Origin of the sequence: Bacteroides sp. AM07-18 (genome assembly GCF_003602695.1) — a bacterium.
Lineage (GTDB): Bacteria > Bacteroidota > Bacteroidia > Bacteroidales > Bacteroidaceae > Bacteroides > Bacteroides uniformis.
Map to the genome: position 1 here is coordinate 219,178 of NZ_QTLM01000001.1, position 23,033 is coordinate 242,210.

General features: G+C 39.6%; 24 protein-coding genes and 1 pseudogene. 20 read left to right on the plus strand and 5 right to left on the minus strand.

Annotated features, from left to right (window positions below):
• The first annotated feature begins 76 nt into the window (after window positions 1–76).
• The 3 genes and pseudogenes from DW096_RS01010 to DW096_RS01020 form a co-directional block, all read left to right on the plus strand.
• Window positions 77–391 carry a nucleotidyltransferase domain-containing protein gene (locus DW096_RS01010; protein ID WP_008663357.1) on the plus strand — a complete coding sequence of 105 codons (315 nt, stop codon included), beginning with the start codon at window positions 77–79 and terminating at the stop codon, window positions 389–391.
• Window positions 391–786: a HEPN domain-containing protein gene (locus DW096_RS01015; protein WP_034529826.1), complete on the plus strand. Its 396-nt coding sequence runs from the start codon at window positions 391–393 to the stop codon at window positions 784–786. The genes DW096_RS01010 and DW096_RS01015 overlap by 1 nt, the downstream gene beginning before the upstream one ends.
• 86 nt (window positions 787–872) lie before the next feature.
• Window positions 873–1,028, plus strand: a pseudogene (locus DW096_RS01020) (AAA family ATPase); the annotation flags it as partial.
• A gap of 13 nt (window positions 1,029–1,041) precedes the next feature.
• On the opposite strand, the gene DW096_RS01025 reads toward DW096_RS01020, so the two are convergent.
• From DW096_RS01025 to DW096_RS01030, 3 genes are read right to left on the minus strand one after another with little or no spacing between them, the layout of a single operon-like run.
• Window positions 1,042–1,455, minus strand: coding sequence for an N-acetylmuramoyl-L-alanine amidase (locus DW096_RS01025; protein WP_035448365.1), 414 nt, complete (start codon window positions 1,453–1,455; stop codon window positions 1,042–1,044).
• A gap of 2 nt (window positions 1,456–1,457) precedes the next feature.
• Window positions 1,458–1,565: a smalltalk protein gene (locus DW096_RS19695; protein WP_005829485.1), complete on the minus strand. Its 108-nt coding sequence runs from the start codon at window positions 1,563–1,565 to the stop codon at window positions 1,458–1,460.
• A gap of 39 nt (window positions 1,566–1,604) precedes the next feature.
• Window positions 1,605–2,090: a DNA-binding protein gene (locus DW096_RS01030; RefSeq protein ID WP_009038578.1), complete on the minus strand. Its 486-nt coding sequence runs from the start codon at window positions 2,088–2,090 to the stop codon at window positions 1,605–1,607.
• 208 nt (window positions 2,091–2,298) lie between these two features.
• Between DW096_RS01030 and DW096_RS01035 the strand changes: the two genes are divergently transcribed.
• On the plus strand, window positions 2,299–2,517 hold the full coding sequence (locus DW096_RS01035; RefSeq protein WP_005829478.1) for a DUF4248 domain-containing protein: 219 nt from the start codon (window positions 2,299–2,301) through the stop codon (window positions 2,515–2,517).
• A 124-nt stretch (window positions 2,518–2,641) separates the two neighbouring features.
• Here DW096_RS01035 and DW096_RS01040 read toward each other — a convergent pair whose 3' ends face one another.
• Both DW096_RS01040 and DW096_RS01045 read right to left on the minus strand, forming a co-directional pair.
• Window positions 2,642–4,417, minus strand: a complete 1,776-nt coding sequence (locus DW096_RS01040) for a DUF3987 domain-containing protein (protein WP_120028637.1) — start codon at window positions 4,415–4,417, stop codon at window positions 2,642–2,644.
• A gap of 51 nt (window positions 4,418–4,468) precedes the next feature.
• Window positions 4,469–5,101 (minus strand): BT4734/BF3469 family protein, encoded by a 633-nt coding sequence (locus tag DW096_RS01045; protein ID WP_199711477.1) that lies wholly within the window; start codon window positions 5,099–5,101, stop codon window positions 4,469–4,471.
• Between the two features lie 552 nt (window positions 5,102–5,653).
• On the opposite strand from DW096_RS01045, the gene DW096_RS01050 reads away from it, so the two are divergent.
• The 16 genes from DW096_RS01050 (at window position 5,654) to DW096_RS01130 (ending at window position 23,003) form a co-directional block, all read left to right on the plus strand.
• The gene (locus DW096_RS01050; protein WP_118930820.1) at window positions 5,654–6,706 is read left to right on the plus strand and encodes an NAD-dependent epimerase; all 1,053 of its coding nucleotides are present in this window, start codon (window positions 5,654–5,656) and stop codon (window positions 6,704–6,706) included.
• 21 nt (window positions 6,707–6,727) lie between these two features.
• On the plus strand, window positions 6,728–8,038 hold the full coding sequence (locus DW096_RS01055; protein ID WP_120028638.1) for a UDP-glucose/GDP-mannose dehydrogenase family protein: 1,311 nt from the start codon (window positions 6,728–6,730) through the stop codon (window positions 8,036–8,038).
• Between the two features lie 27 nt (window positions 8,039–8,065).
• Window positions 8,066–9,094: an acyltransferase family protein gene (locus DW096_RS01060; RefSeq protein ID WP_158589287.1), complete on the plus strand. Its 1,029-nt coding sequence runs from the start codon at window positions 8,066–8,068 to the stop codon at window positions 9,092–9,094.
• A 15-nt stretch (window positions 9,095–9,109) separates the two neighbouring features.
• Complete coding sequence (locus DW096_RS01065; protein WP_233555706.1) at window positions 9,110–10,261, plus strand: Wzz/FepE/Etk N-terminal domain-containing protein; 1,152 nt, start codon at window positions 9,110–9,112, stop codon at window positions 10,259–10,261.
• A 72-nt stretch (window positions 10,262–10,333) separates the two neighbouring features.
• Window positions 10,334–11,527, plus strand: coding sequence for an oligosaccharide flippase family protein (locus DW096_RS01070; RefSeq protein ID WP_233555707.1), 1,194 nt, complete (start codon window positions 10,334–10,336; stop codon window positions 11,525–11,527).
• Window positions 11,528–11,532: 5 nt separating this feature from the next.
• A complete protein-coding gene (locus tag DW096_RS01075; RefSeq protein ID WP_118930817.1) occupies window positions 11,533–12,753 on the plus strand; it encodes an O-antigen ligase in 1,221 nt (406 codons plus the stop codon).
• The gene (locus tag DW096_RS01080) at window positions 12,750–13,991 is read left to right on the plus strand and encodes a glycosyltransferase family 4 protein (RefSeq protein ID WP_118930816.1); all 1,242 of its coding nucleotides are present in this window, start codon (window positions 12,750–12,752) and stop codon (window positions 13,989–13,991) included. The genes DW096_RS01075 and DW096_RS01080 overlap by 4 nt, the downstream gene beginning before the upstream one ends.
• 2 nt (window positions 13,992–13,993) lie before the next feature.
• The gene (locus DW096_RS01085) at window positions 13,994–14,647 is read left to right on the plus strand and encodes an acetyltransferase (RefSeq protein ID WP_158589288.1); all 654 of its coding nucleotides are present in this window, start codon (window positions 13,994–13,996) and stop codon (window positions 14,645–14,647) included.
• 11 nt (window positions 14,648–14,658) lie between these two features.
• Complete coding sequence (locus DW096_RS01090; RefSeq protein WP_118930814.1) at window positions 14,659–16,047, plus strand: AMP-binding protein; 1,389 nt, start codon at window positions 14,659–14,661, stop codon at window positions 16,045–16,047.
• Between the two features lie 5 nt (window positions 16,048–16,052).
• Entirely contained in the window at window positions 16,053–16,802 is a 750-nt protein-coding gene (locus tag DW096_RS01095) for an SDR family NAD(P)-dependent oxidoreductase (protein WP_118930813.1), read from the plus strand.
• Window positions 16,803–16,813: 11 nt separating this feature from the next.
• Window positions 16,814–17,056: an acyl carrier protein gene (locus DW096_RS01100; protein ID WP_118930812.1), complete on the plus strand. Its 243-nt coding sequence runs from the start codon at window positions 16,814–16,816 to the stop codon at window positions 17,054–17,056.
• A gap of 6 nt (window positions 17,057–17,062) precedes the next feature.
• On the plus strand, window positions 17,063–18,610 hold the full coding sequence (locus DW096_RS01105; protein ID WP_118930811.1) for a hypothetical protein: 1,548 nt from the start codon (window positions 17,063–17,065) through the stop codon (window positions 18,608–18,610).
• Between the two features lie 12 nt (window positions 18,611–18,622).
• A complete protein-coding gene (locus DW096_RS01110; protein WP_233555708.1) occupies window positions 18,623–19,045 on the plus strand; it encodes a DapH/DapD/GlmU-related protein in 423 nt (140 codons plus the stop codon).
• 12 nt (window positions 19,046–19,057) lie between these two features.
• The gene (locus DW096_RS01115) at window positions 19,058–19,666 is read left to right on the plus strand and encodes a sugar transferase (protein ID WP_118930809.1); all 609 of its coding nucleotides are present in this window, start codon (window positions 19,058–19,060) and stop codon (window positions 19,664–19,666) included.
• 329 nt (window positions 19,667–19,995) lie between these two features.
• Window positions 19,996–21,237 (plus strand): DegT/DnrJ/EryC1/StrS aminotransferase family protein, encoded by a 1,242-nt coding sequence (locus tag DW096_RS01125; RefSeq protein ID WP_120028640.1) that lies wholly within the window; start codon window positions 19,996–19,998, stop codon window positions 21,235–21,237.
• A 200-nt stretch (window positions 21,238–21,437) separates the two neighbouring features.
• Complete coding sequence (locus DW096_RS01130) at window positions 21,438–23,003, plus strand: ATP-binding protein (RefSeq protein ID WP_118930808.1); 1,566 nt, start codon at window positions 21,438–21,440, stop codon at window positions 23,001–23,003.
• The last annotated feature ends 30 nt before the right edge of the window (window positions 23,004–23,033 follow it).

Here is a 23,033-nt window from a genome sequence, read left to right on the forward strand (position 1 = left end):
AAGAGAATATTGTTACTGCAATTCTTAAAAATAAAACTATCTTTGCGGTAGTCTAAACACTAAAAACATAGTCTATATGAATCGCAAGGAATTGGTGAAGCGTCTGAAATATATGATAAAGAGTGTTGCTCCCAACTCTCAGACTATTCTTTATGGTTCTGAGGCACGTGGAGAGGCAAAACAGAATAGTGACATTGATATTCTGATTTTAGTGGATAAAGATACAGTTTCTCCTATGGAGGAGGATGTCATTACTGCTCCAATATATGATTTGGAAATAGAAACAGGTACTATTATTAGCCCGATTGTGATGACTCGTAAAGCTTGGGAGGCAGCAAAGAGAAAGACTGTATTTTATTATAATGTAATGAAAGATGGTGTGTTGCTGTGATGGAAGAGGATATAAAGCGTGATATTGTCAATTATAGGCGTCAAAAGGCATGTGACTTGATGCATGATGTTGATGTCTTGATAGATAATGAACTATGGAATTCTGCTGTAAATAGGATGTATTACGCTTGTTTTCATATGGTTTCAGCATTGTTGATTTTGCATGGAATTGAAGTGAAAAGTCACATGGGAGTTCGACAAGCTTTTGGACTTCATTTTGTAAAGACGAATTTGTTGTCGTCTGAATGCGGGCGTATCTTTTCTAAAATTTACGATAAAAGGCAGTCAAGTGATTATGATGATTTCAAAGAGTTTACCAAAGATGAAATTGATAATTTGTATCCTCAGATTTCATTCTTGATAAGTGAAGTTGATAGATTGATTACAGAAAAATAGATTTCCTTCTTCCCCTCTTTTTTTAGTATCTTTCATCCCCCTTCGTTAGCAAAATACGAACAGATTTTGTTCCTTTGCAAGTAAACAATGCCCCTACGGAACGGATGACAAATATCACCCCGTTGCTTTATCAAAGCGGGTATGTGACGATAAAGAATTATTCTCCGCTTACACATCTTTATACGCTGGATATCCCCAATAAAGAAGTGCGCATGGGGTTGATGAAATTGGGTATAGAATGAAGAAGGGAGCCTTTTACAGCCCCCTATACTCCCTTTCCGCATCGAAGCACGGACAAGCTTTCGCTGGATTCAAATCATGGTGCCCCACAATCAGCGCCCGTGGAAAGATACGCTTCAACTCACGTAGCAGTGCCAGTAACGAAGCCTTCTGTTCCAGTGTGCGGGTATCGGCAGGAAAACTTGCAGCATCCAGTCCTCCTTCATAACAGATGCCGATAGAATGGCGGTTGTGATTGAGGCAATGCGCACCTATTTTTTCCAACGGGCGGCCGCGGTGTATTTCGCCGTTGCGGGTCAGATAGAAATGATAGCCGATGTCACGGAAGCCGCGGTGGTGGATGTGGTCGCGGCGGCAATCCTCAAAGCCCAGGGCCACGCCTTGAGGCGTGGCCGAACAATGAACAATGAGCAGGGTAATCGTGCGCATGGCTATTTGCAAGCGCCCAGACCTAAAGCTCCCGCTATGGCGGTAGCTACGGTGATGATTACTTTGAGGACAATGCCCCACACGGATTTTGACTTTTTGTCTTCACTCATGATGATTGGTAATTGATAATTAGTAATTTGTAATTATTCTCATCCTAACGGATTCTCGCCTTGATCACCGTCACTTCCTCCGGAACCGCCGTCGGAACCACTGCCATCGGGAGCTTTTCCGCCTACGGTGTACAGGGAAGATTCCTTCAGCTGTCCATCCAGGTTGATTTGGGCATTACTCAGTTCGCCGGTGGCACGGGCGCGGAGCTTCAGCCCCTTCACGTTGTTGGCCAGCGAGAAGTCAGCAGCGGATTGCGCCCCTTTCTTGCTGACGATTCCTACGGAGAAGATGGCAAGGTCATCCAGTTTCACGTTCTTGCCGTCCAGAATCAATTCTTTGGTGCAGGAAACCATGTCTGCCAGTACCCCCTTGATGACACCACTCGAATAGGGGGTGTTGTGATTGGACATGTGCTTGGCCAGCTTTTCGATGTCGAAGGTTTCTTCGATTACGGGGCGTGCATACCAGAGGCCTTTCAGTGGGCTGTCTTCGCCCGTCACTTGATACTTTTTGTAACGAATCATACAATTAAAATTTAGAAGTTAAAGGATAAAAACATTTGCTGTGTTGAACTCAACGATGCAAAGATAAGGCTGTGGATATGGGCGTTTGCCGGTTTTTGCAGGTTCTCGTCTGTTTGGGTCTGTTTTAGTCGGTTATTTACGCTTGCAAGTTTGATAATGTCATGATTTATAGTTACTTTTGATGAAATATAAATCGTAACTGTCAACTATGGATTCTTTTGTCATACGTACATACGGGCGTACTGAATTGGCCCAAATCTATTGTCCCAATCTTTGTCCGGAGGCTGCCTTCCGCAAACTGAAACACTGGATAGACCTTTGTCCCGATTTGCGTGACGGACTTTCCGCCTTGGGTGGTTCTTCCCGTTCCCGCTCTTATACGCCTGCCCAGGTGCGGCTGATAGTGGCTGCACTGGGAGAGCCTTAAACCTGAGGTTGGATGGCGTAAAGGTCAGGTCGGGAATCGTAAAGGTGAGGTTGGTACACTTGGTACAGAGGTTCATCCATCCTTTCGCCTCACACACATACGTGTGCGTGAAGCGAAGTGAATGTCAGACTTTTGGTTTCCGGTAGTTTCCCTTGCCATCTACATTTTCCACCAGCCCGTGTTTCTGCATGCGTTTGAGCCAGGTGGAGGCGGTTTCCGATTTGATGCCCATCTCTCCGGCTTTCTGCAGGAAAGAGGCCCGTGTGAATTCTTCTTCCATGCTGTCTACCAGCGCATCCCGGTCGGCATTGCCGCGGCTTGTCACTTCGGTGTTGGGCAGGAAGGAGAGGATATGGGTGGTATGCCGGTAAAGGCTTTCGGCCAGTGAGAGTACGGCATGAAAGTCATCGGAAGCAATGAGGAGATTCCATCGGCTGACAATGTGGTCTTTCAGATTGTCTGTGGCTGTGTGAGGGTCGGGCGACACGTAAGGCGAGGCGGTGATTTCCCCTTGTTCCATTGCGCGGAGCATGGCCACCACTTCCATGATGCGGCAGATGTTGATGGCCAGACGTGCCACGCTGCTTGACATCTCGTTTCCGTTGGCCAGTCCGGAGCGTATGAAAAGCCGGGAGAAGAGCCGGTTGAATTCATCTTTCTGTCCGTCCGTAAGGTGAAGGGTGAATATTCCGTTCATGACAATGGTTTTCAGTTTGTCCTTCCATTCCATGCCCAGAGCCTTGAAGGTATCTTCAAGATTGCTGTCATTGCGGTCGAACTGGTTTTGCCAATGATGTATGGCAGGCATGTAGTAGAATATCTGGCGGGAAAAGAGCCCGTTCTCAGCAGTGGGAATCAGGGGTTTTACTTGTGAGGGAGTGCCTGACAGAAGTACGGAAAGATAAGTTTTCTTTACCTCTCGGTATTCGTGGTCGGTGCGCCGGTTGTAGGACAGTCGGTCGTGGTCGAAGGCTTTGCGCATGGTGTCGCTCCAGTGTCCGTATTCCGAACCGATGGCGGTGGAGATGGTGTCGGCTTCGCTTTCGCATATCAGTCCGGTACCGTCGGAGTCCATCAGGTTTTGCAGGATGCCGGTTCCGGTGTTGTTGCCCGAGATGAGGAACATCTTGTTGAGAGGCATTACGGGAGTCTCCGTTTTTCCACGTTCCTTGCCCAGTGTGTCGTATTTTGCTTTTTCGCGGCGGTAACATGCCATGCTTTCGTTTACCTGCCCACGTATTTCATCGTGAATGGGCTCGGCAAGCAGGCGTACCAAGGAGAGCACTCCTTTACCGGATGCAGGCAGGGCTACTACAAAGGTTTGCAGGCAGGGGGACATCATTTTTCCTCCGTAGGAACATCGGACGTGTTTTCCCATACTGGCACCCAATACGGTGACGGCACCCAGTAGCAGTACATCATATTGGGCGGGGGAGGTTCCACAGCTCATGATGCGATTCAGGGGATAAGGCCAGTGGAGGTGTTCGTCGAAAGTGGGTAATGGAGACACTGGTTCAATGCCCGATGCGGACTCTTCCTCGCGTGCGCGTGTGTGTGAGGCAGAAGAGAGGGGTGAACTTTGTGTACCAAGTGTACCAATGGTGGTTGCGGCTTCATGCTGAATCTTCACGCCGCAAAGCTCGGCCAGATGAAAGGCGGTTCCCAGATGCACGTCGTTACGGCCGGTCTTCAGGGCATTGCTGAAGAGCTTGTCGGCTGCCCGTTGGTCGTACTTGGACGACAGGCTGCACAGACTTAAAAAATCATGCCGTCCTGCTTCTCCGCAATCGTTGGCAATGGCAAATGCCAGTTGTATATATTCTTGATAGGTTGGAGCAATGTCTGCTCCTGCATTTCTGACTGCTTCGGCCAGAAGGTGCAATGAAGATAGTGGTTCCATCAGATTTGGTAATTTATAATTAGTAATTTGTAGTCGGTGATTTGCAATGACTCATAATTCGAAATTCACAACTTTTCTGAGCAGTGCTTTCGGGTCGTGGCAGAGGAAACAAGCGCGTACGAGGTCTTTTCCCGAAGTGTCCACTCCTTTTCCGGGTTGTGTGTTCTCGGCGTCATACATGCAGTGGACGTAGTTCATGGCCCAGCGCACCGCCTCCGTGCTGTCCTGTCCGGCAGGGCAGGGTACAAAAGCCTTTACACCTCGTCCGGTGGGGCTGACGAACACCAGTGCAGGGCATAGATAGGGGTCATCGAACAGTTTTTGCCGTAAGTTTTCCGTTTCTTCTGCGGATTCAAGGTGGTCGATATCGACTACAACCAGGCCGGAGGATTCCGTGAGGCAGTCGCTCCGTCGTCGGGTGAATACGCCGCAGGGGGTGACGTAGGGTAAGGTTTGCTGTTTCAGCATCCGGCAGTTGTTATCATCGCCTTGTAGGGCAGCTTCGCGGATGGCTTGGGTCAGGATAATCAGCCGTTTGTTGGCTGTGATGAGTTTGTAAACTTCTTTCAGTTCCAAAGTACGCAGGGGGGTGAGTGTGGCGCTTTTCACGGTTTTCCCGGTCGCTCCGTCCTTCATCGGTGAGATGGGTGGCATGAAAAGCGACATTTTAAAAGATTTTGGCATATTATATGTTTAAATAGTTGGCTCAAAGATATTCTTTCTCTTTCTTTGAATCTTTCTCACATGTGAGAAAGATTTTAAAGGAACGAAGTAAATAATAACAATATATAACACATTATTCTCTCTAATTACTTAAAAACTATCTAAATGGCTAAAAACTTTATTCACCCTTCATTGGGCTTTTTTATCGAGCGAACGAGAAAACAGAGTGGAGTCACCATCGAAACTCTTTGCAAGGATTTGCATATTTCTCCATCTACGTACATAGACTTAAAAAAAAGGGCGTAATGCCTCACTTAGTACATACGAAGCTCTTCTACGATACTATATCGATGAACTGGAGGAACTGGATGATGACGAAATCAGGAAATTGGCCGGCGAGTGGGTGGAGAAATGGCTGGAGGTTAGGAAGAAAGGGTAGTGGCGCTTGGATTGGTTAATTATTACTGACAATTTTGAAATAATTTTTTAGGGTCATTGAAAAGTGACCCTAAAAATGAAGGATAACTATTTAAAGGATATGCTTCTATTAGAGCATTAGTTAAGAAATTTGAAATGAAGATTTTAGTAACCGGTGCAGCCGGATTTATAGGCTTTTATGTCTGTAAAGGTCTTTTGAATAGGGGAGATATTGTAGTAGGATTGGATAATATCAATACATACTACGATGTAAGTTTGAAGTATGGTCGCCTTGCTGTCTTAGGTATTCAGCAGGAATATGTTGATTGGTATAAATTCGTCCAAAGTAATGTATATGAGCAGTTTCGTTTTGTCCGTATGAATCTGGAGGACAAACAGGCTATGCGAATGCTTTTTGCCAATGAGCATTTTGACAAAGTCGTGAACCTTGCTGCACAAGCCGGAGTTCGCTATTCTATAGAAAACCCGTACGCTTATGTGGAAAGCAATATAGACGGTTTCTTGAATGTATTGGAGGGCTGCCGTCATTATCAGGTGAAACATTTGGTTTACGCTAGTTCCAGTAGCGTTTATGGCCTGAACGGAAAAGTACCCTTTTCAGAAAAAGACAGCATCGCACATCCAGTAAGCCTGTATGCGGCGACTAAAAAATCAAATGAATTGATGGCTCATACGTACAGCCATTTATATAGCATTCCTTCTACAGGTTTGCGCTTCTTTACGGTTTATGGTCCTTGGGGACGTCCGGATATGTCACCTTTTCTTTTTGCCGATGCCATGTTGCACGGGCGGCCGATAAAGGTTTTCAATAATGGTGACATGCTGCGCGATTTTACTTATATTGATGATATTGTCGAGGGGATTCTTCGTGTGATAGACCATATCCCTGCTCCTGATCCTGACTGGAGTGCCCAGGCTTTTGATCCCAGTTCTTCTACCGCTCCTTATAAAATATACAATATCGGCAATTCGCATCCGGTGAAACTAATGGATTTTATCCATGCTATAGAAGAAGCGATAGGTCGTCCGGCAGAGAAAATATACCTTCCGATGCAGCCAGGGGATGTTTACCAAACGAATGCGGATACTTCGGCTTTGCAGAGTGAATTAGGATTCAAGCCTGACAAGCCGATTAAAGAAGGAGTTCAGGAAACGATAGACTGGTATCGTTCTTTTTATCGATTGTAATCAAAAGTAAACCAAGATAATATGAAAATAGCAATAGTTGGTACCGGCTATGTCGGTTTGGTGACTGGCACGTGTTTCTCAGAGATGGGCGTTGATGTGACTTGTGTGGATGTGCAGGAAAGTAAGATAGCAAATCTGAAGAAAGGCATTATTCCCATTTATGAACCGGGTTTGGAGGATATGGTCCATCGCAATTATACAGCGGGTCGTCTGAAATTTACGACAGACTTGAAGGAGTGTCTGGATGAAGTGGAGGTTGTGTTCAGTGCGGTTGGTACCCCTCCTGACGAGGATGGCAGTGCTGATTTGAGATATGTGCTGGAAGTTGCGCGTACCATTGGCCGTAACATGAATAAGTATGTGCTGGTTGTGACCAAAAGCACGGTTCCGGTGGGTACCGCACAAAAGGTGAAGGCTGCCATTCAGGAAGAGCTTGACAAGCGTCATGTAAAGATGGAGTTTGACGTGGCTTCCAATCCGGAATTCCTGAAAGAGGGTGATGCGGTGGATGATTTCATGAAGCCCGACCGTGTGGTGGTAGGTGTGGAATCGGAAAAGGCCAAGGCTATTATGGGACGTCTTTACAAACCTTTCATGATGAATAACTACCGGTTGATATTTACGGATATTCCGAGTGCCGAGATGATAAAGTATGCTGCCAATTCCATGTTGGCCACGCGGATTAGCTTTATGAATGACATCGCCAATCTCTGTGAACTGGTTGGGGCTGACGTGAATATGGTTCGCAAAGGCATTGGTGCGGATAGCCGTATTGGCAGTAAATTCCTGTATCCGGGTTGCGGGTATGGTGGCTCTTGTTTTCCGAAAGATGTGAGGGCGTTGATGAAGACTGCGGAGAAGAACGGTTATTCGATGCGTGTGTTGAAAGCTGTGGAAGAGGTAAACGAGAGACAAAAGAGCATTCTTTTTGAGAAGTTGTTGAAGCATTATAATGGGGACTTGAAAGGTCAGCAAATCGCTTTATGGGGTTTGGCTTTCAAGCCTGAGACCGATGACATGCGCGAAGCTCCGTCCTTAGTCTTGATTGATAAACTGATAGAGGCCGGCGCAAGTGTGAAAGTTTATGATCCGATTGCGATGGATGAATGCAGACGTAGGATCGGGGATAAGGTACTTTATGCTACGGATATGTATGATGCTGTATTGGATGCAGACGCTTTGCTGCTTGTGACGGAGTGGAAGCAATTTCGTATGCCTAGTTTGGGAGTGCTGAAGCGTACTATGGTTCGTCCTTTGGTGATTGACGGGCGGAATATTTATGATAAAAATGAGTTAAAGGAGTTGGGGGTGGAATATGATTGCATAGGGTAAATGAAGATAAAGCAACAGAAATATTTGATGGATGTAGTAGTTATTAGGTTGGTACTTATCTTTTTATTAGTGTTCTACCATGCCTTTGCTATCTATTCTGGAGCTTGGAGCAATCCCTTTCCTGCATGTCAAGTAAATGCGGTCGATGTTCCGTTATATAGTTTTATGGCCAAACTATCTCATAATTTTCAGTTAGAAGCCATGACCTTTATTTCGGGATTGCTGTTTGGATATTCCATCAAGCACCATCCTGAATATATGACTTTTCAAGGGTGCATAGTTAAAAAAGCAAAGCGTGTGTTGCTTCCTTGCTTCTTTTTCTCGGCATTTTATTATGTAATATTTTTCGATTTGTCGGCTTCGTGGTACCATGTCTTGTATGACATTCTACAAGGTTGTGGACATCTTTGGTATCTTCCTATGATATTTTGGTGCTTTGTCGGCGTATATCTTATAGAAAAATATATTAGAATATCGCCCCAATTCTTTTGGGTGTTGGCTGCTTGTGCAGCGCTTCTGTCCTTGAAAGTATATTTGCCCTTGAGATTAGGACACACAGCTACTTTTTTCATTTATTTTCTATCTGGCTATTTCGTAATGAAGTACGATTTGTCACAACGTATTGTTTTTGACACTAAGGTCAGTATGTTGCTCATTGTGTTATATGTCTTGTTTGGGGTATGCCTGAAAGAAAACGTGATAGATTGGGAAACGCACTCTCTTTCTTTGAAAATATGTAGAATATTGACAATGAATACACTGCATTTATTGGGGGGGGGAATGATGATATTGTCACTTTATGGTCTTTCAAATAAGGCTATAGTACAGGAATATCTTCATAATCATTCAAGATTTATAACTCTAAGTGGTTATTGCTATGGGGTGTATATCTTCCAGCAATTCGTATTAAAGTATTTATATTATAAAACAGATTTTCCCATATTATTTAGTTCAGTTACTTTGCCTTGGATTTCATTTCTGCTTGCTTTGGTTCTGTCGATACTTTTTTGTCACTTAATGTTGAAAACAAAATTCGGAAGATTTCTAATAGGCTAAAAATTATCAATTAAGATGAGTTATTTAAATAAAATGAAACAACAAAATGATATTGAACCTATTTATGAAGAAGAGGTTAAAATAGACTTAGTAGAAGTCGCTCTACATATATGGTCTAAACGGCAATGGATAATTAAATGCTGTGTGATATCTTTATTGGTGGCATTAGTCATAGCTTTTAGCATCCCTAAAGAGTATAAGTCGAAGGCAATAATAGCACCCGAAGCCTCTGAAAACAAGGGGGGTGGTTTGCCTTCCTTAGCAGCTATTGCTGGTTTTAATTTAAATCAAGCAGGTGCGGATGCTATTTATCCGGAAATATATCCTGATATCGTCAAATCGACTCCTTTTATTACAGATTTGTTTATAGTACCTGTTAGTGTACCCGAAGCAAAGGTTGATACAACCCTTTATGCTTATATGGTGGGCTATAATAGAATCCCATGGTGGAACTATATAGTAAATGCTCCTAAGAACTTATTACTTTGGGGAGTATCTTTATTTAAAGATGAAGATATTCTGGAGCAAAAAAAATCGAATGCTTTAACTCCAGAAGAAAATAGTGTCGTAGAAAATTTGTCAGAACGGATAACGGTACAAATGGATAAGGTGACTGGTTTAATTTCATTGACTGTGAAAATGCAAGATCCGCATATTGCAGCTTCATTGGCGGATACGGTTATTGTAAAACTTCAAAATTACATTGTTAAATATCGTACCAACAAAGCACGGGAGGATTTCAAATTTCAACAGGATTTGTATGAAAGAAAGAAATTGGCTTATGAAAAAGCACAAGCGGATTATACAAAATTTGTAGATGCAAATAATAATATTATTTTACTCAGTTATAAAGCAGAACAGGTAAGATTAGAGCAGGAAATGAATCTTGCTTATGCAGTATATTCTTCAGTGGCTCAACAACTGCAAATAGCAGAGACTAAAGTACAAGAGATAACTCCGATATATTCTATTGTAGAACCTCCTATGGTTCCCATTTACGCTTCAGAGCCCCACAAAATTCTTATTTTATTAGTTTTCCCATTTCTTACGTTATTGGGCTGTAGCTTTTGGATTGTATTAGGGAAAAATATTTTAAATGCAATCAAAAGTAAAAAGAAGATATTTGTTGAAGTGGATAATAATGGGGGAAAATTCTGTAATGTATAGAAGCAAAAGATGAGTCAATTGTATCAAAAATTCAAACGCTATTATAACAGTTATTCGATAGTGATAGAGAATATGTCGTATATTACCATATTTCAGGTCTTTACGATGCTTGTCCCTTTAATTACATATCCATATCTAATCAGAGTACTTGGTGCTGATTTATATGGATGGGTGATTACAGCGCAAATCTTGGTAAGCTACGCAACGTTGTTTATTGATTATGGTTTTAGAAAAGTGACGGCAAGACATATATCCATCCATCGGGATGATGTGGATAAATTGTCAGAGATAGTATCGGCTGTTACGATTATGAAAATGTTGTTATGGGCTTTTGCTTTTGCTGTATATCTTTTCATAATATTCATAATTCCTTCCTATAGAGAATATTTGTTGCTGTTTTTAATTACTTTTGGGTTGACATTCAATGAGTTATTATTTCCTCAATTCTATTTTCAAGGAATAGAAAAAATGAAATATATAACCATACTGAATATCTTGATTAAATCGGTATTTGTAGTGTTGACTTTTATGTTCATTGACTCGAAAGATGATTATATTTTGGTTCCGCTATTTTTGACTTTTGGTAGTATATTGGGTGGGGCTATTGCATTTTATATTATGTTTTATCAACATAAATTATCGTTTACAATTCCAGCAAAGAGTACATTGAAATATTATGCAAAAGATGCTACACCAGTGTTCTGTACCGATATGATTTGTACTATAAAGGATAAATTAAACTATTTTCTTATTGGGGGAATGTTAAATATGAAAGATGTGGCTCTTTATGATTTGGGTTCCAAGATAATGAATGTAGTGGCCCGATTTGTTTCTGTGATAGGAGTCGCAATGTTTCCACGAATGGCAAAGGATAAAAATATCAGACTCTTTATGAAAACAGGTGGATTAATTATATGGCTTACTGTTATTATAGTGGTCGTATTACAATTATTTCTCCCTTTTATTGTGCCTTTCTTATATGCTGAAAAAGTCGATCTGCTTCCTATAAGATTATATCTTTTGGCTCCTCTTTTTTTGGAAGTCAGTAGTTATATATCTTCAAATTTGTTTATTGCTCAGGGCTATAACAAATATGTGTTATACAGTATAATCTTTACTACGATAATTTATATATTGATTCTGATTGTGATGTGGGTTGGAGGTTATCTGTCAACGGTAACAGCATTTGTGATAATGGCATTAGCATCCTATGTTGTAGAATTTTTGTATCGGATATATTTAGCACATAAAATCATATCCCGTTAATTCGTATGAATAATTATCTTGGAGATAAAGTCGTAAATAGCTTTTTAGAGATAGATTTGAGGCAATCTGTTACTCTTTCAATAGCTATTTACTTGATTTCTAATATGATTCGTGGAGGGGTTATATTGTCAACAGGAATAACCTTTTGGGGACCATTGATACCGTCGCTTTTGCTTTTATATATATTATTTACTCGAAAAGTTACATTTGAGAAGAATTATATCATTTGGATAGTTTCTTTTTTATCATTTTCTCTACTTTCTGTAATTTGGACAATTGATACAAAGGTTACGTTATATGTTTTTAAAAATATATTACCAATACTTTCTGTGTCAATGCTGATTATGATCTATTATAGAAATGAAAATGATGTGTATAATTTGTTGAACTTGTTTTATGCCTGTTCAATCATACTTTGCTTATATGTAATACTATTGACAGATACTTCATCTTTTGCCGGGAGAGGTGAAGGTTTATTTGATGGATGGAATTTGAACTCTATTGCAGTAGATTTATGTTTGGGCTTATTTTCCGGCTTTATTTGGAATAGAAGATGTGGAAATGCAAAAACGTGGTTTATATTGATGGTGGTATCATTACTTGCTATATATGTTTTGATGCTATCTGGATCGCGTCGTGCTTTGCTCATATTTTCATTGTTATCTTTACTCTCTTTTTGGTTTTTATTCAAGACTCCTTTTTTATATCGTATCGCGATAATTGTTGTCGTATTATCATGTGTTTTAATTTTGGTATTTAGTGGTGTTTTTTATGAAACAATGGGAGCGAGAATTGAAGAAGCTGCCAATATATTGGGTGGAGACAAATCGGGTGATAATAGCAGGGTTTTTTTGCTGTTTTGGGGGATTGACTGGTTTCTTGAAAAGCCTCTTTTAGGGCATGGAATAAATTGTTTCCGCGTATTATCAAACCAAACCCCAATGTTTGCTGGAAAGAACTTTTATGCACATAATAATTATATAGAATTGCTTGTGGGAGTTGGTATAATTGGACTCATTATCTATTATTCATTTCTGATTAGACTTTTGCTTATCTCTTATTCTCAAAAGTCGTACCTTGGGAAAGTGTCTGTAGTTTTAATTATAACAATCCTTTTTAGTGATTTTTTTAGTGTCGCTTATTATTTATTTGATACGCAATATTTTATTATCATGTGCTATTTGATGGTGTTTGGCTATAAAAATAATTACAAGAAAGTATTATGATGAAAAAATTAGATGTTGTGATATTCGGATCATTGACACGTCCAATGGGACCTGCCGGCACAATGAGGCGTATATTGAAAAATGAGGAATATTTCGTTTCTCGAGGTTATGAAGTAACAGTAATATCATCTGATGGCATAGTTGATAAATATGATGATGTGCAAAAGTTATTTTCAGTGCCTAAAGTCGTTCCTCGGAAGAATTTCCTTACTTCTATAAAAAGGCAAATTCGCCAAATGGTTAAGTCCAGTTTTTTGTTAAGTTCCATATTTTATCTTAGAGATATTAAGTGTAGCAATGAAGTAGTGAAACAATATTTGAAATATAATAGAGAACCGGATATTGTTTCATTTCATTCTATTGATGCGTGCTATTACTTTTTGAAGCATAATAAGCGTGATGTAAAAGTGTTACTCTTTTTCCACAGTGATGCTATTCCTTTCAAGATGATCTCTTATAATTATCCATCTTTAAAGGGATCATGGCTTAATGCTAAGCATGTAAGAAAAATAGAGTATTGCATTAACCGTGTTGACAAGTGCGTATTCATATCTCAAATAGGGATGAACAATTTTAAAAAAATATATCCCCACATATCTAATGAAAGAATTTCTTTGGTGATTAACGGTATTGAAGATTATAGCAATGAAGAGAAACTTCAACTTAATACGCAGGTTTTATCCCTCACTCCTCAATATCGAATGTGCTGTGTTGGTACCATAAATGGAAGAAAGGGACAACAACTTATTTGCGAAGCGTTGTCTAAAATCAATAAATCTTTGTTGGACAATATCCATGTATCTTTTATTGGCGATGGTTCTGAAAAGGAAAATTTGATAAAGTATTGTTCAGATAATGGATTGGATCAACACGTGTCTTTTTTAGGTACTCTCTCTAATACTGAAATATATAAATATCTTGCCCAAAATTCTATTTATATTCTGATGAGCTACAACGAAGGGTTACCTATATCCATCATTGAGGCAATGCGTGCTGGACTTCCCATAATATCTACTAATATATCCGGAATTCCAGAGCTAATCCATACAGATGGAGAGTCTTGCAATGGAATTCTGTTAGAACCAAATGTTGATCAATTAGTAAATGTTTTCTGTGAAATGAGTGATTACGATTGGGAGAAGATGGGAAAGAATTCAAGAATGCGATTTGAAGCGGATTATACATTTGAGAAAATGAAAATTGCATATTGTAATATGGTGGATTCTATTTTTAAATGAAAATGAAGAATATCGCAATAATAGGCGCAGGTAGTTATGGACAAGAAATTGCTTGCTTGATAAGAAAAATCAATAAGAGAAATGCAGATGGAACAAAATGGAATTTCATAGGCTTTTTTGATGATAATGAATCTTTACGAGAAACTTCAAATAATTATGGTGTTGTGTTAGGGGCTGTTTCTTTATTGAACAAATGGACAACCCCTCTTTCTGTAGTCGTTGCAATAGCGAATGTGAAGGTTTTAGAAAAGATTGTCTCTAATTTGGTCAACTCTGTTTTAGATTTTCCTAATTTGATAGATCCGGATACATCATTTATTGATATTGATACTTTTCAGATAGGAGTTGGTAATGTGATAGGTGAAGGATGTCGTTTTTCTCCCAATGTGCGAATAGGAAATTTTAATATTGTGGTGAATGATTCAATTTTTGGCCATGATGTAATTATTGGGAATAATAATGTTTTTTTCCCAGCTGTACGTCTATCCGGTCACGTAACGATAGGCGATAAAAATCTGCTGGGTGTAAGAACTACTGTGCTTCAGGGATTTAAAATTGGTAATAATGTGAAATTGTCAGCAGGGTCTTTATTAATGAATAACGCAAGAGATGGTTTTACATATCGTGGTAATCCGGCAAGAAAATTTATAATTTAATTAAATAGCCTATGTTTTTGGATATTGATAAAAAGCCTCAAGATAGAGTTGCGGCAATCGATGATAGCAAACAATCCGTCACGTATGGCGAATTATGTGCTTTTTCAGAAGAGTTTGAGCAGAGTGTAATATCAAGAAGTCTGATTGTGATATTTGCGCAGAATTCTATAGGTTCATTGATGGGGTATGTGGCGTCATTAAGTGCTAAGATTGTTCCTCTAATACTGAGTGCCAATACAGATAGGGAGTTGTATGAACAATTGATTGAAAAATACGCTCCTCAATATATATGGTCTCCGGAATCTATGTGTGATAATTTTAAAGGTGAAAGGTTGTTTTCCAAATGCAATTATGTATTGATGAAAGTTGCTTCATGTTCACCTCCATTATATAAAGAACTTTCATTGTTGTTACCTACATCGGGCTCTACGGGTAGTCCTAAATTGGTGCGACATAGCTATCGTAATATAGAAGCAAATGCTCATAACGTAGCCATGCTATTTGGATTAACTAAAAACGAAATCCCTGTTGTAGCATTACCCATGCACTATACAATGGGGTTGTCTGTGATAACAAGCCATCTTTTGGTCGGTGCAAAATTATTTATTTCTTCAAAATCTTTGATGGATAGATCTTTTTGGAGTGATTTGAAGGAGTATAAGGTATCAAGTTTTACAGGCGTTCCTTTTAGTTATGAAATAATGGATAAGATTCATTTCTTTAAAATGGATCTTCCAGACCTTAAAATAATCACTCAGGGCGGTGGAAAACTAAGCTCTGAATTGTTTAAAAAATGCAGTGAGTACGCTATTCAAACAAATAAAAAATTCATTCCAACGTATGGGCAAACTGAAGGAACGGCGCGAATGGCTTTTTTAAAACCGGAAAGGGCAGTTGATAAAATAGGAAGTATAGGCCAGGCTATTCCCAATGGAACATTGTCCATTATTGATTCTGAAGGTGTAGAGACTACAGAAGGTGAAGCGATAGGCGAGATGATATATCGAGGGGAAAACGTGACATTAGGTTATGCTGTATGTAAGGAAGACCTACAAAAGGGTGATGATAATAATGGAATTTTGCATACTGGTGATATTGTACGAAGGGATAGTGAAGGTTTTTATTTCATAGTTGGTAGAATGAAGCGCTTTTTGAAAATATTTGGCTTAAGAATTGGATTGGATGAAGTCGAATATTTAGTGAAGTCCAATTTTAATACAGATTGTGTTTGTAGTGGTAGTGATGACTTTTTGGAGATTAGAATAACTAATCGGGAAATAGAAAATGCAGTACAGGCCTTTATTATGGAAAAGACAAAGTTGTTTCATAAAAATATAAGAGTGATAACAGTGGAATCTATCGAGAGAAATGAAACCGGAAAAGTCGTTCTTAATAAATAGAAAATATGGATAAATTGTTGGATAAAAAAGTTTGTCTCGTTACTGGGGCCGCTAACGGTATTGGCAAATCAATTGTTGAACGATTTGCTTCAGAAGGTGCAATTGTGTTTGCAAATGACTTGATAGGTTCTGATATGAATGATTGGAGCGTTTCTTTATCAGAAAAGTATGCTACCAAAATTATTCCTATCTGTTTTGATATTACTGAATTTAAAGAAGTAAAGGCGGCTATTACTCGTATAAAAAAAGAGTATGGACGGATTGATGTATTAGTAAATAATGCAGGTATTGTAACTTATGAGATGCTTCCTATGATTGATTTTGCTAAACTTCAAAAAATGTTTGATGTTAATGTCATGGGACTTATTCATCTGATTCAAATGGTATCAAAATTGATGGTTAGGCAATCGTCTGGTTCGATAATCAACATGGCAAGTCTTGTTGGTTTGAAGGGTGCTAAAGGTCAGTTAGCTTATTCGGCTACAAAGGGAGCTGTTATCGCTACAACTTTATCTGCTTCGAAAGAACTGGCAAGCTATAATATAAGAGTCAATGCTGTGGCACCGGGTATGGTGGCTACGGAACGTTTTTTGAAAGAGATTGAAGGACGTTTTGAAGACAGACTTACAAGTGTAGGTATGGGACGTTACGCCTTGCCATCAGAAGTAGCAGATGCATTTGTTTTTTTTGCTTCGGATATGTCTAAATATGTAACAGGGCAAGTTATGCAAGTAGAAGGTAGTTTCGCAATTTAAAAAATATTATTATGACTAATTTAGAAAAGTACAATGAAATCTTTGTAGATGTTTTTGCAGTAGAGCAAGCGGAATTTAATGATTCATTTTCACGTGAGAATGTTAAGAATTGGGATTCAATTCATCAATTGAATCTCATATCGTATATAGAAGATGAATTCGATATTATGTTTGATGCGGAAGATTCCTTATCTTTAATATCATACAATAGAGGAATAGAAATCCTAAGTAACAAATATGGAATAAAATTTTGAGAAACAATGAAACGTGTTTTATACAACACTTGTGTGGTAGATCCATGGGTTAAGGTAGCTGGCGTACTCAAGGAGAAACATGGTTATGAACCTGTTTATTGGATTGGATATAGTTATGATAACTCTTACCATATTGTAAGAGACAAGTTCCCTGAAATAGAGTACCAAAGTACGGAAGAGGCATGGAAAGCTGTATTCCCACAAAAAGTACAAGCGCACTTTAATGATTACCAAGTTGACATAGATTTCATACATAAATATTCTTCTTATGAAATTCAAGCATTTACAATGATGAATCGCATTGATTATGATAGAAGAAGCTTTTGTTACATGGAAAGGGAAAGGCATTATAATAACTTGATTAAATATTGGGAAGCATGTCTTGATTTATATAAAATAGATGTTGTAATCAGTGCTGTAACCCCACATCGAGTTTATGATTATGTATTGTATCTTTTGTGTAAGGAAAGAGGAATACCTTTTTTGACTTATCAATATTCTATGACAGAAGGAAGAATCTATTCTTCTAAAGATTTTGAAGTTCTAGATGATAGATTTACTGAAAGCTACAACAAATACCTGGATTTAGGAAATTTACAATGGGATGGCATTGATAAGAATATTCGTAAATCCTACGAGTCTGTAATTTCTGACTATTCAGTAGCTGTTCCTTATTATATGAAGGAACATAAAGCCAATAGCCAAAAAAGTAATAAAATTTCATATTGGATTACACAATATATTGAGAGACGATTACAATTTGCAAAACAGACCCCTCATGGCTCAAAAAAGCATTTTTGGAAGAATACTCAAACTTGTTTTAAAAAGAAAGATTTAAGCTTGGAGTCTACATATATGACTCCTTTTAATTATTGGGTATTATGGAAAAGGGCAATGAGTTTTAAGACAAAGCTTAGAAAGTTTTATGATTTGTCCACCACAATGCCAAATAAAAATGATAATTATATTTTATTTCCACTCCATTATCAACCAGAACAAACAACATCACCAACCGGTGGCTTGTTTGTCAATCAATTGTTGGCAATTGAGATGTTGTTGAAATATACACCAAGCGATTATTATATATATGTAAAAGAGCATCCGACAGAATTTATGGCTCAATTTCTTGGACAAACATCACGAACAATTGATTTTTATAAAGACTTGATTAATAATCCAAGAGTGAAATTAATGCCTTTAAATGCTAATCCCTATGAACTGATGAAAAATGCCAAAGCTGTAGCGACAATATCAGGCACTGTAGGATGGGAGGCTATTTGCAATAAGAAGCCAGTTGTTATTTTTGGGTCTATATGGTACGAAAAGTTTAATGGTGTCCTTAGAATTAAAGATAGTTTATCTGCATCAAAGATTATGAATTTTATAGATAATTATAGATTCAACGAACATGATTTATTGGCTTATCTTTACTCTTTTCAAGAAAATTCCATAGTGGCATATCACTATGATGGCTATAAAGAACATTGTGATGTTACAGAAGAAGAAAGTGTGAATAATCTTTCTGATGATATTTATAATATTTTGGGTAATTAGTTATTAGAGGTGATGAATATTCGAAAAAAACTTTGGGGAATTCTTGTTGACTTATACCCTTGTTATCTTCGTTGGAGATACGGAATGGATATAGGCAGGAATTGTAGGATTTCATGGAAAGCCCATTTGGACAAGTCTGTTAATCCTAAAGGTATTCATATTGGAGATAATACTTGGGTGCTTTCCGGTGCTATGATATTGGCGCATGACCATTGTAGGAATTTAAAAGCTGATACATATATCGGCGCTAATTGTGTTATAGGCGTACGATCTATAATTATGCCAGGCTTAATTGTTGGTAATCAGGTGGTTATAGGGGGGGGTAGCGTGGTAACTAAAGATATTCAGCCTAATTGTATTGCTGCTGGAAATCCGGCAAAGGTATTGAAAGAGAACGTTAATATTCTAAATGGAAAAATACTAATGAATAGATAAATAGAGAGTATTATGTATTCTTGTTTTTTGAAACGTGTGATTGATTTTATTATCGCCTTTTTTGTATTGGCTGCTATTTTCCCCATATTGCTTCTTCTGATTATTTTCCTCTATTTTGCTAACAATGGTGCAGGTGTTTTCTTTACCCAGAATCGTCCGGGCAAAAATGCAAAAATATTTAAGGCCATCAAATTTAAAACAATGACGGATGAGCGGGATTCTGAAGGAAATTTATTGTCGGATGCTGAACGCTTGACAAAAGTTGGAAAAATAGTACGCTCGCTTTCAATAGATGAACTGCCACAGTTACTAAATGTCTTGAAAGGAGATATGTCTCTTGTTGGTCCGAGGCCATTGCTTCCTAAATACTTGCCTTTATATTCAGAAGAACAGTTTCGTCGTCATGAAGTCCGTCCAGGCATTACGGGATGGGCACAGGTAAACGGACGGAATAATATCAGTTGGAAACGTAAGTTTGAGCTGGATGTGTGGTACGTGGATCATATCTCTTTCTGGCTGGATACGAAGGTTGTTCTGCTGACTATAAAGAAAGTGTTTGTAAGAGAAGGAATTAATAAGGAAGGTAATGCTACCACTGAGGCTTTCAACGGCCATAACTGAAATGAATATTCATCAGATTGCAGATTGTCAATTCAATAGAAATATTGTCCCTATAAAGAAGTTTGTTTAGGAAAAGGGCGGAACGGTACACTCTTTGTTGCTGACATATATTTCGATATTAAAGTTATCGCTTCATTCCTTAACGGTGATAAGGAGGATTCGCGAATCTCGGAAGGGCATATTATGGAGCTAATAAAGGATTGCAGCCTATATCCCGGTCATGGAAACATTTATGAGTAGATTTTCCCGATTTATAAAGCCCTTTCCTTTCTTTTTATTCCTCACTACTTGAGAAAGTCGCATTGTTAGAATAATCACATATATATATTATGGATAAGAGAATTTATCTTTGCCTCGCTCACATGAGCGGCAAGGAAATGGGCTTCATACAGGAAGCCTTCGATACGAACTGGGTGGTTCCACTCGGTCCGAACGTGAATGCCTTCGAGCAGGAACTGGAACATTTTGTTGGTCATAACAAGAAAGTGGTCGCCTTGAGTGCCGGTACGGCAGCGGTGCACCTGGCTCTGCTGGCCTGTGGAGTGGGGCAGGGTGATGAGGTGATAGTGCAGAGTTTTACCTTTTGCGCCTCAAGTCATCCAGTGACGTATCTCGGTGGCACACCCGTATTTGTGGATAGCGAAAAGGATACTTGGAATATGGATCCTGTACTTTTGGAGGCAGCGATTCAAGACCGTATCAATAAGACGGGTCGGAAGCCGAAAGCGATTGTCCCGGTGGCTTTATATGGGATGCCCTACAAGATAGACCAAATCATGTCGGTGGCAGATAAATATGATATTCCGGTCATAGAGGATGCCGCCGAAGGCTTTGGCAGCAAGTTTGACGGGCAAGTCCTCGGAACTTTTGGCAGATATGGCGTGCTTTCCTTCAATGGCAACAAGATGATAACGACCAGCGGTGGCGGTGCTTTGATTTGCCCGGATGAAGATGTCAAGAAAGAGATTATGTTCTATGCCACCCAGGCCCGTGAGTCCTATCCCTACTACCAGCACGAGCGTATAGGCTATAACTATCGGATGAGTAACATTTGTGCCGGTATCGGTCGCGGTCAGATGACGGTGGTGGATGAGCACATAGCACACCATAAGCATCTGTGCGGTTTGTATCGTGAGCTGTTGGCTGATGTGGAGGGAATCACGCTTCATGAGAATCCTTCGGAGTGTTATGACAGCAATTATTGGCTGAATACAGTCCTTCTGGATGAGGGACTGCTTGTGAAAGGTGAGGAAGATGCTTACCGTGAGGCTGTTCAGGGTGCTGTAGGTGGTGCGGCAGGTGTTACTCACGAGGTGAATAGTGTACATACTTCTTGTGAACCTAACCGTAATGTGGAAGCCATGCGCCTATGGCTGGATAAGGCGGGTATTGAGAGCCGTCCTTTATGGAAGCCTATGCACTTGCAGCCGGTTTATGCTCAGAGTCCTTCTTATGTGAACGGGGTGAGTGAGGCTTTGTTTAAGCGTGGTTTGTGCCTACCCAGTGGTCCGTGGGTGACGGATGAAGATGTACACTATATTGTGGAAAAGATAAAGGAGGGCTTGCAGTAGGGGCTATAGTACTCTTGACTTTTATTTTTCTTTTTTTCTGCTTATATGGCAGTACAAGCATAAGCATAATCGTTAAGTAATGTCAGAATGATGATTAGTAAAATAATGAAAGGCGATGGAGACTAAAATCTCCATCGCCTTTCGTCTTTTTTTGAAATATAAATCGTACCTTTGTGATACACCAATCAGGTTATAATAACATGGAACAGATACGTAAACTGCCGATAGGCATACAGACTTTTGATAAACTACGTGAAGGCGGTTTTCTTTATGTAGATAAGACGGCTATGATTTATCAAATAGCATCTACTTCTACTCCTTATTTCCTGAGCCGTCCCCGTCGTTTTGGCAAGAGCCTGCTTCTTTCTACCTTTGAAGCCTACTTTCAAGGACGCAAGGATTTGTTTCAAGGTTTGGCCATCGAACAGCTGGAAAAGGAATGGGAAGAATATCCGGTTTTGCACTTGGATCTGAATGCCCGGAAATATGAAACTGCTGCTGACCTGACGGCTATGCTTAATCAGTATCTGGAGAAATGGGAGTTGCTCTATGGTCAGGAGAAGAAAGACCGTAGTCCGGAGGAGCGTTTTGCTTACGTGATAGAGCGGGCATGCACGCTGACGGGAAAGCAGGTTGTTGTGCTGATTGATGAGTATGACAAGCCATTGCTTCAAGCGGTCTTGGATGAGAACTTGCTGGATGAGTATCGGAAAATATTGAAAGCGTTCTACGGTGTCTTGAAGAGCGCTGACCGTTATCTTCGTTTTGTTTTCTTGACCGGAGTGATCAAGTTTGCGCAAGTAAGTGTGTTCAGTGACTTGAACCAGCTGAATGATATAAGCATGGATAGAGCATACAATGCTTTGTGCGGCATTACACAAGATGAACTTATAAAAACATTTGGCCCGGAAATACAACGGTTAAGTGAGAATGAAGAACTGACTTTGGAGGAAACGATTTTTCGTTTGGCAAAGAAATATGACGGCTATCATTTTTGTGAAGATACTTCGGTGGGGCTTTTTAACCCTTTCAGCCTTCTGAATGTATTCCAGAAATTGAAGTTCGGCAACTTCTGGTTTCAGACGGGTACACCTACTTATTTGGTGGATTTATTAAAAAAGAGTGACTATGATCTTCGCCTTTTGCTGAATGGCGTAGAGGTTACTGCCTCTGCCTTCTCTGAATATCGTGCAGAAGCTAATAATCCTCTGCCTATGATTTATCAGAGCGGTTACTTGACTATAAAAGCTTATGATAAGGAGGTTTGCCTTTATACGCTTCAATTTCCGAATGATGAAGTTTGTTATGGTTTCCTCAATTTTCTGGTTCCTTTTTATACTAAAGTTACTGATGATGAGACTGGTTTCCACATCGCTAAATTCATGCGTGAATTGAAGAGTGGGGATGTGGAGGCGTTTATGGAGCGTCTTAAGATATTCTTCTCCGGTATTCCGTACGAGTTGAGTGATGATACGGAACGTCATTATCAGGTTATTTTTCATGTAGTGTTTACTTTGCTGGGACAGTTCATCCGGTCCGAGGTTCGCAGCAGCCGCGGCCGTGCGGACGCAGTCGTTCATACCCCTACCGCTATTTATGTTTTTGAGTTTAAACTGGACGGTACGGCCGACGCAGCTCTGAAACAAATAGATGAGAAGGGGTATCTGATTCCTTATACCTTGGATGGCAGAAAATTAGTGAAAGTAGGTGTGAACTTCAGTAAAGAAACACGGAATATTGATGAATATATTGTCGTAAAGGAATAGGAACGAACAATCCTATATACGGAAAAGGCG